The 7684-nt window shown below is 61.3% G+C and carries 8 protein-coding genes and 4 tRNA genes; 2 read left to right on the forward strand and 10 right to left on the reverse strand.

The window, feature by feature from the left end:
• Positions 1 to 2 precede the first annotated feature (2 nt).
• From RBA95_RS08050 to RBA95_RS08060, 3 genes are read right to left on the reverse strand one after another with little or no spacing between them, the layout of a single operon-like run.
• Positions 3 to 1160, reverse strand: a complete 1158-nt coding sequence (locus RBA95_RS08050) for an ABC transporter permease (RefSeq protein WP_306016352.1) — start codon at positions 1158 to 1160, stop codon at positions 3 to 5.
• Complete coding sequence (locus tag RBA95_RS08055; RefSeq protein WP_306016353.1) at positions 1157 to 1849, reverse strand: ABC transporter ATP-binding protein; 693 nt, start codon at positions 1847 to 1849, stop codon at positions 1157 to 1159. The genes RBA95_RS08050 and RBA95_RS08055 overlap by 4 nt, the downstream gene beginning before the upstream one ends.
• A gap of 36 nt (positions 1850 to 1885) precedes the next feature.
• Positions 1886 to 2923 (reverse strand): efflux RND transporter periplasmic adaptor subunit, encoded by a 1038-nt coding sequence (locus RBA95_RS08060; RefSeq protein WP_306016354.1) that lies wholly within the window; start codon positions 2921 to 2923, stop codon positions 1886 to 1888.
• A gap of 278 nt (positions 2924 to 3201) precedes the next feature.
• Between RBA95_RS08060 and RBA95_RS08065 the strand changes: the two genes are divergently transcribed.
• Positions 3202 to 4839: a SulP family inorganic anion transporter gene (locus RBA95_RS08065; RefSeq protein WP_306016355.1), complete on the forward strand. Its 1638-nt coding sequence runs from the start codon at positions 3202 to 3204 to the stop codon at positions 4837 to 4839.
• Here the strand turns inward: RBA95_RS08065 and RBA95_RS08070 are convergent.
• The 5 genes from RBA95_RS08070 to RBA95_RS08090 all read right to left on the reverse strand — a co-directional run bounded on the left by RBA95_RS08070 (position 4836) and on the right by RBA95_RS08090 (position 6537).
• Positions 4836 to 5267: a hypothetical protein gene (locus RBA95_RS08070; protein WP_306016356.1), complete on the reverse strand. Its 432-nt coding sequence runs from the start codon at positions 5265 to 5267 to the stop codon at positions 4836 to 4838. The genes RBA95_RS08065 and RBA95_RS08070 overlap by 4 nt on opposite strands.
• A gap of 24 nt (positions 5268 to 5291) precedes the next feature.
• Positions 5292 to 5368 (reverse strand) — tRNA-Arg (locus RBA95_RS08075).
• A 96-nt stretch (positions 5369 to 5464) separates the two neighbouring features.
• Positions 5465 to 5770: an ETC complex I subunit gene (locus tag RBA95_RS08080; RefSeq protein ID WP_306016357.1), complete on the reverse strand. Its 306-nt coding sequence runs from the start codon at positions 5768 to 5770 to the stop codon at positions 5465 to 5467.
• A 69-nt stretch (positions 5771 to 5839) separates the two neighbouring features.
• Positions 5840 to 5916, reverse strand: a tRNA-Pro gene (locus RBA95_RS08085).
• 45 nt (positions 5917 to 5961) lie between these two features.
• Positions 5962 to 6537 (reverse strand): DUF192 domain-containing protein, encoded by a 576-nt coding sequence (locus RBA95_RS08090; protein ID WP_306016358.1) that lies wholly within the window; start codon positions 6535 to 6537, stop codon positions 5962 to 5964.
• Between the two features lie 162 nt (positions 6538 to 6699).
• Here RBA95_RS08090 and ppa point away from each other — a divergent pair, with 162 nt between their 5' ends.
• A complete protein-coding gene (gene ppa, locus RBA95_RS08095; RefSeq protein WP_306016359.1) occupies positions 6700 to 7224 on the forward strand; it encodes an inorganic diphosphatase in 525 nt (174 codons plus the stop codon).
• 141 nt (positions 7225 to 7365) lie between these two features.
• Here the strand turns inward: ppa and RBA95_RS08100 are convergent.
• Together RBA95_RS08100 and RBA95_RS08105 are read right to left on the reverse strand one after the other, a co-directional pair.
• A tRNA-Glu gene (locus RBA95_RS08100) sits at positions 7366 to 7440 on the reverse strand.
• A gap of 167 nt (positions 7441 to 7607) precedes the next feature.
• A tRNA-Glu gene (locus RBA95_RS08105) sits at positions 7608 to 7682 on the reverse strand.
• Positions 7683 to 7684: the final 2 nt, after the last annotated feature.

Genomic DNA, 7684 nt, shown 5'->3' on the forward strand with positions numbered 1-7684 from the left:
CGTTAGTCCTTCCCCAGAGCTTCGACGATTTTCAGTCGCATGGCGTTCACAGCCGGCACGAAGCCGGTGAGCAGTCCAAAGGCGAGCATCAGACCGAGCGCCTGTATCCAGGTTTCGCGGCCCACGCCCAGCCCGGGCAATTGCCCGCCAGCCACCTCTGCGATGCCGCCGAGCAGAAGCACAGCCGCGCCCAGTCCCAGCAATCCGCCCACAAGGCTCAACAGCACGGATTCCGACAGGACATGGGTGAAGATGCGTGAGGAGGAGAAGCCCAGCGTCTTCATGACGCCTACTTCCTTGGTGCGCTCATTGATCGCCATCACCATGGTGGTGCCCACGATCATCAGAATGGTGGCGAAGGCGGCGCCGACCACCAGCGACAGGATCAAACCGATATTGCCCAATTGCTCGACGAAGGCTTGCGAGAACGCCGCTTCGGTCGTGGTTTCGGTTTCAGCCGGCGAGTTGGCGAACAGGGTATCGATCCGCTCGGACACGGCATCGTTGTTGGCCGGATCGCCCGTCAGCAGGATCATCCAGCCGATCTGGTCGCGATTGAACGCCAGCGCTTCATTGTAATAGTCGTACTGCATCAGCAGATAATTGGTCGGCAGCTCCTGATCCGGGATGGTCATGATCGCGCAGACCTCCACATCCCAGGCGCTGGAGCCGTCAGCCTGACGCCAGATGTTTGAGCTGAGCGGGAACCTGTCTCCGACGGCCCAACCATATTGTTCTGCCAAATCCGCCCCGACCGCTACGCAATCACGACGTTCTGATAGAGCGGCGCGTTGATCCGCCGGCATCACCAGCTCGGGATAGACCTCGAGATAAGTGTCCACATCAACGGCGAAGGCCTGCACGAAATTGCGGATATCCTGGTAATAGCCGCCGAACCAGGAGGCGTGGGTGACGGCCTGGACGCCCTCAACGGCCCCCACCCTGCCCCAATAGGCGTAAGGCATGGTCTGGGTGAAGTTGATCTTGTTCACCGTCACGAGCCGGTCCGCCCGGGACAGCTCCTCGGAAGAGTTCAGCACCCGGTCGATAGAGGCGAGTGCGCCGAAGATCAGGAAGGCCGTCATGATCGAGAGGATCAGAAGGATCGCACGGGTTTTCTTCCTGAATAGGGATTTGCGTATGAGCGTGAGGTCATTCATGCCATCGCTCCGGTTTCAACAAAGCGGCCCTTGTCCAGATGCAGCTCACGGCGAGCATATTTCGCCGCCGCCGGGTCGTGAGTGACCATGACGATGGTCTTGCCCAGCTCGGAATTGAGCAATTGCAGGGTTTCGAGGATCTCATCCGCCGTTGCGCGATCCAGGTCCCCGGTCGGCTCGTCACAGAGCAGAACATCCGGGTCCGCAACGAGCGCACGGGCGATGGCGACGCGTTGCTGCTGACCGCCAGAAAGCTGGCGCGGCCGGTGTTTGGCGCGCTCGGCGAGCTTGACCACTTCCATAGCCGTCTGGACACGGCGCTTGCGCTCCTTGCTCGACAGCTTGGTCAGAAGCAGCGGCAATTCCACGTTCTGAGCCGCGGTCAGCGTCGGCATGAGATTGTAGAACTGGAAGATGAAACCCACATGGCTAGAGCGCCATTTGGCGAGCTTGGCCTGGCTCAGATTGTCGATACGCAAGCCGTTGCAGACCACCTGTCCGCCCGAGGGCTTGTCGATGCCGCCCAGCAGATTGAGCAAGGTGGTCTTGCCCGAGCCCGAGGGCCCCATGATCGCGATGAAGTCGCCGCGATTGATGGTCATGGTCAGGTCTTCAAAGATCGCGACGCTTTCCTTGCCGCGGGTGTATTTCTTTGAAAGATCGGTGAGTTCGTAAAGCACGTCGGTCATGATCTGTCCCTATCGCCTTGTGCTGGGAGCGGTTGTTCAGGTTTCGTCGAGAAAGGTGACGCGGGCGGCCATGTCCGGCAGTATCCGCGCATCGCGTTCGCCGAGCGCCACACGCACACGTATCGTGGCGCGGGCCCTGTCGGCCGTTGGAATGATGGCTTCCACATGGGCGGGAATGCGCCAGTCCGGATAGGCGTCCAGAATGGCTTCCACCTGCTGGCCGGCGCTGACGCGCTGGATCTGGCCTTCATTGACGTCCACTTCGAGCTCCAGGCTCTCCATGTCCACCAAGGTCGCGATGCCGGTCCGGGTGAACCCGCCGCCCGCCGAAACTGGCGAGAGGATTTCCCCGACCTGGGCGTTCTTGGCGATGACGACGCCGCCAAAGGGCGCGCGAACAATATGGCGGTCCACATAGTCGCGCTGGCTGCGCACACGCACCTGGGCGGCGGCCAGATCAGCCCGGGCGGCGCTCAACTGGGCGCGAAGACTATCAACCTGCGCCTGCTGGGCGGTGCGACGGGAATCGGAGGCATAACCGGAGGTCACCAGCCGTTCCGTCCGTTCGAGCACGGTTCGCGCTTCAGTCAGTTGAGCCGCCAGCGCCCGTGCCCGCTCATTGGCGGCCGCTTCCTGGGCTTCGTAGAGGTCGAGATCGATCTGGGCCCGATCATCATCAAGATAGGCGAGCACCTCTCCGGCTTCGACCACCGCGCCTTCTTCAATCAGGACATCGCGAATGCGGCCGGTAATTTCCGCCGAGACCGTGGCCTGGCGACGTGCGACCACATAACCGGATGCGACAAGCCCTGAGTTCACAGCAGGGCGCGGCGCTGGAGCTGCCGTGCTGGCGTTGTCGGCTTGAACGCGCTCTTCAACGGCAGGGCTCTGAGCTTGAATGGCGGGTGCGGCCTCAGGCTCGGGTAGCAGGAACCAGGCCGCCGCAGCGCCTGCCCCGCCCGCCAGAACCATGGCGACTATCACGGCCGCCCATCCGGGCCCGCCTGATCTTGTGTCGACTTCACTGCGTTCGATGGTGAGCGAGTGTAATTGCTCGGTCCGTTGGTCGTTCATGCGTCATGCCCCCTATGCGCTACTCGCGTGAGCAGTGTATCACTTCACGGATCACGCGAGGCGAGATTTCAATCCGCGCGGCCTGCGTCCGTATGATCCATGGATAGCGACCCCTGTACGGTCTGCGTTAGTGACAGGTGTCACTCGGGGCGATTTGCGTTCAAGGACAGCAAATAATCACTGCCAAGTGTTGCGTTGCAGCAAGGCCCGTGTCAGAGCACGCAATCGTTTTGCGACCCTTTGGCGCAAGCTGAATTCTCTCAAGCGGAAGAACCGTCATGGTCAAAGCCACCCTGAACGCGCTCGTCGATCGTCTGTCGCTGACGAACAATGATGCGAGCCTGTCCCTGAAGGATCCTCAGCGGCTGAAAACCGAGATCCTGGCGGGCTTGACCGTGGCGCTGGCGCTGGTGCCCGAAGCGGTGGCGTTCGCCTTTGTTGCCGGCGTCAATCCGCTGGTCGGGCTTTATGCGGCTTTCATTGTGGGCCTGGTGACCGCAGTCTTCGGCGGACGTCCGGGCATGATCTCCGGCGCAACCGGCGCGCTCGCCGTGGTCATGGTGGCGCTGGTGGCCGAGCATGGCGTGGAATACCTGTTCGCGACCGTGGTGCTGATGGGCGTGCTTCAGCTTGGCGCGGGCATATTCAAACTTGGCAAGTTCATTCGGCTGGTGCCTACCCCTGTGATGCTGGGCTTCGTCAATGGTCTGGCCATTGTGATCTTCATGGCGCAGCTAAGCCAGTTCCAGGTGCCGGGCTCTGATCATGGCGGGGGCGGCCATGGCATTGCGGGCGGCGAATGGCTGACCGGCGTTCCGTTGCTTGTCATGCTCGGACTGACCGGACTGACCATGCTGGTGATCTGGGGCCTGCCGAAATTCACCAAGGCGATCCCGGCGCCGCTGGCCGGCATCGCAGTCACCGCCGCGATCGTTATCGGCTTCGGTCTCGACGCGCCGCGCGTGGGCGATCTCGCCAGCATTCAGGGTGGTTTGCCCACATTCCATATCCCCATGGTGCCGCTCAATCTCGAAACGCTTCAGATCATCTTCCCCTATGCGTTGGTGCTAGCCGCCATCGGGTTGATCGAGAGCCTGCTCACGCTGAACCTGGTGGGTGAACTGACCAACAAGCGCGGCGGCGCGTCTCAGGAATGCGTGGCACAGGGCGCCGCCAACCTCATCACCGGTTTCTTCGGCGGCATGGGTGGCTGCGCCATGATCGGTCAGTCCATGATCAATGTGCAGTCCGGCGCGCGCACCCGTCTCGCCGCGATCATGGCGGCGCTCTTCTTGCTGAGCTTCATCCTGTTCGCTGCGCCGCTGATCGAACAGATTCCCCTCGCCGCGCTGACCGGCGTGATGTTCATGGTGGTGATCGGCACCTTCGCGTGGAACTCCTTCCGCATCATGCTCAAGATCCCGCGCTCGGACGCGCTGGTGATCATTCTGGTGACGGTGGTCACGGTGCAATACGATCTCGCGGTCGCTGTGGTGGCGGGCGTGATCGTCTCCGCTCTCGTTTACGCCTGGCGATCCGCCAAGCGTTTGCACATCTCAGCGCATGACAGCCATACCGTGCCGGGAGCGAAGACCTATGAGCTGGATGGTCCGCTTTTCTTCGCTTCCACCGACAATTTCAGCGAGCTGTTCGACATCGAGACCGATCCCGATGTGGTCATTGTGGACTTCAAACGCTCTCGCGTGGTGGACCAGTCCGCCCTGCAGGCGATCGAAGACCTGGCGATGAAGTATGAGGCCCAGGGCAAGGAGCTGCGCCTGCGTCACCTGTCGCGCGACTGCCACCAGCTTCTGACGAAGGCGGGGCAGCTCATGGTCGATTCCGATGATGATCCGGACTACCAGGTGGCGGCCGACTATTCGGTGCGCACGGGCGTCTTCGGGGGCGGCCACTAGCCCTCGGGCTGCGCCTTGCGCCCCATCAGCCAGTAGACAGCGTCGTGACGCTCTTCAAAGAGACGCATCTCGACCGGGCCGCCGCCCGTGGGGAAGAAACGTGTCCACGCGTCCACGGTCGGGTGAATCTTGTCTGAAACCCCGTAAAAGGCGTTGAACTGGCGGGTGCGGCTGCGATCTCCAAAGTCACGCGCGCGTTCATTGGCGAACCGCACCAAATCCTCTGAGGTCAGCGTGATCTCTTCCACATTCGACAGGTCAATCAGTGCGCGTCCCTGGCTGGAGATCCGCCCGGTCTGCATATAGCGCATGGCTTCGGCCACGGCGTCCGGGTCCATGATGGAGGGATAAGCAACCTCCAGTATGTCCCGGTCTTCATGATAGACAAAATGCAGGCGCCCCTGCGTGTCACCCGTCTCGCTCGACATGACTGCCCCCGTGCCTTCAGTCCATGGCGACCCCGGTAGGACTCGAACCTACAACCGTCGGATTAGAAGTCCGGTGCTCTATCCAATTGAGCTACGGGGCCTGACCGCTGTCCTCATTAAAGCGGAACGCCGCATCCTGTGAAGATACGGCGTTGCGATAGAGAACCGTTTTTCGGGGCAAGCGCGAAGGCCTGACGCTAATGCGACCAAGGCTCCTTGCGGTCGGCGTCGAAATTGGCCGCGTAGGATTTGATCTTGCGGGGCGTCTCGCGCGCCTCGCGGACCTGGAACGCAATGCCGTGACGCTGGGCGTAGGACACGGCCGCATCCTTGCTCTCGAAATTGAGATGGATCTGACGGCGCATGTCCGAGCTGGAAGACCAGCCCATCAGCGGGTCGGGACGTTTGGCCATGGCCGGTTCAAACTCCAGCACCCAGTCCTGGGACTTGGCGCGACCAGATTGCATGGCCGTTTTGGAAGGCTTGTAGATCTTCGCGAACATGTTTCTCGTCCAGACTTGGCTATCCACGTCCTGTCTTGCTCAAGGCTCGCTAACAAGCCCTGAATAAAATGGTCGGGGCGGCAAGATTCGAACTTGCGACCCTCTGGTCCCAAACCAGATGCGCTACCAGGCTGCGCTACGCCCCGACTGCGAATGACGTTTACGGGGCTGCGCGCTGAGGCGCAAGCGCCCTAGCCCTCTTGCGGCGCCTCTTCCACAGTCTCTGTCGCTTCGGCATCGGAATCGGCATCAGCGGTGTCCGTCTCGACATTGCCGAACAAGGGATGGCGCACGATGTCGCCGGGCTCTATCCCCAGCTCGAGCGTCCGCCCGCCATTCAGCTCCACAACAGCGAGCACCCGATAATCGGATGACATGGGCCGGCGCGAGAAAGGCTGGGCGCCGGTGATGATCTTGGCGATTTCGCCATCAGCGCGCACATACAGAATGTCGAGCGGGATGATGGTGTTCGCCATCCAGATCGACATGAAGTCCTCACGCCCGAAATCGAACAGCATGCCTGCATCCGGATCCATGGATTCGCGATGCATCAGGCCGCGTTCCCGCGACGCTTCAGTGTTCGCCACTTCGACCGTGAAGGTATGTTCGCCGAAATCGCCCTCGATGGTCAGCGGATCCGGTCCGCCATATTCAACGACAGCGTCAGGCGCGGTGGGGTCGACAGACTGCGCGAGCGCGCAGCCGGCGGAGCCGAAGCCGACGAGTGCGGCGGCAGCCAGAGCAAGTATGCGAGAACGGATCATCATGGCGCGCAAGCTAGCTCCGCCAGACGCGCCGTGCAATCACTCTGCGCGCCTGTAAGCGCGATCGAAGTCGGTAATTGGTCTTGCGCCGCACAAATCGCTTGCAGCAAAGCGCCTGACACGGTTTTTTGCGCGCCAACATTTGCGTTTCGCTGGAGGATATACGTGCGCATCGAGAAAATCAGCGCCGGCGTTAACCCGCCTGAAGACATCAACGTCATCATCGAGGTGCCGGTCGGCGGCCAACCTGTGAAATACGAGCTGGACAAGGATTCCGGCACCGTGTTCGTCGACCGCTTCCTGCACACCCCGATGCGCTATCCGTGCAATTACGGCTTCATGCCGCACACCCTGTCCGATGATGGCGACCCCATCGACGTGATGGTGCTGGGCCAGACAGAGCTGGTTCCGGGCTGCGTCGTGCGCGCCCGCCCGATCGGCGTTCTGCTCATGGAAGACGAAAGCGGTCAGGACGAGAAGATTCTCGCCGCGCCCCACGCCAAGCTCACCCCCTTCTATGACGACATCAAGGACTACCATGATGTCCACGGGGCGCAGCTGGCGCGCATCACCCACTTCTTCGAGCACTACAAGGATCTCGAGCCCAACAAATGGGTGAAGGTTCAGGGCTGGCACGGCGTCGAGCGCGCCCGTGAGCTGATCTCGGTCGCCATGGACCGCGTGAAGTAACGCACCCTGCTCTGAGTGAGACATGAACGGCGTTCGGGATCGCCCGGACGCCGTTTTTTTTATGTCTGAAAACACGAACGAAACGCGCCCCTTGCAAGAAGGAAGCGTTAAAATCCCAAAATGTCAGGAGAAAGCGACGCGTGGCAGGCCCTAGGGGAATCGAACCCCTCTTTCCAGGTTGAAAACCTGGCGTCCTAACCGATAGACGAAGGGCCCGCAGCGCGTCGGGAGCGGTCGTATACCGGTCCCGAACTGGGGTGGCAAGCAGAGTTTTGCAGGTCCTGCGAGCCAGTTACAGACAAGGCTCTGATCGCGCCAAAACCAGCCTGCACATAAAAGAAAAACCGCCCCTAAGGGCGGTTTGTTCTGGATAATCACACCGATGGCAGGCCCTAGGGGAATCGAACCCCTCTTTCCAGGTTGAAAACCTGGCGTCCTAACCGATAGACGAAGGGCCCGC

This window comes from Oceanicaulis sp. MMSF_3324 (assembly GCF_030733545.1).
In the GTDB taxonomy this organism is placed as follows: Bacteria; Pseudomonadota; Alphaproteobacteria; order Caulobacterales; family Maricaulaceae; genus Oceanicaulis.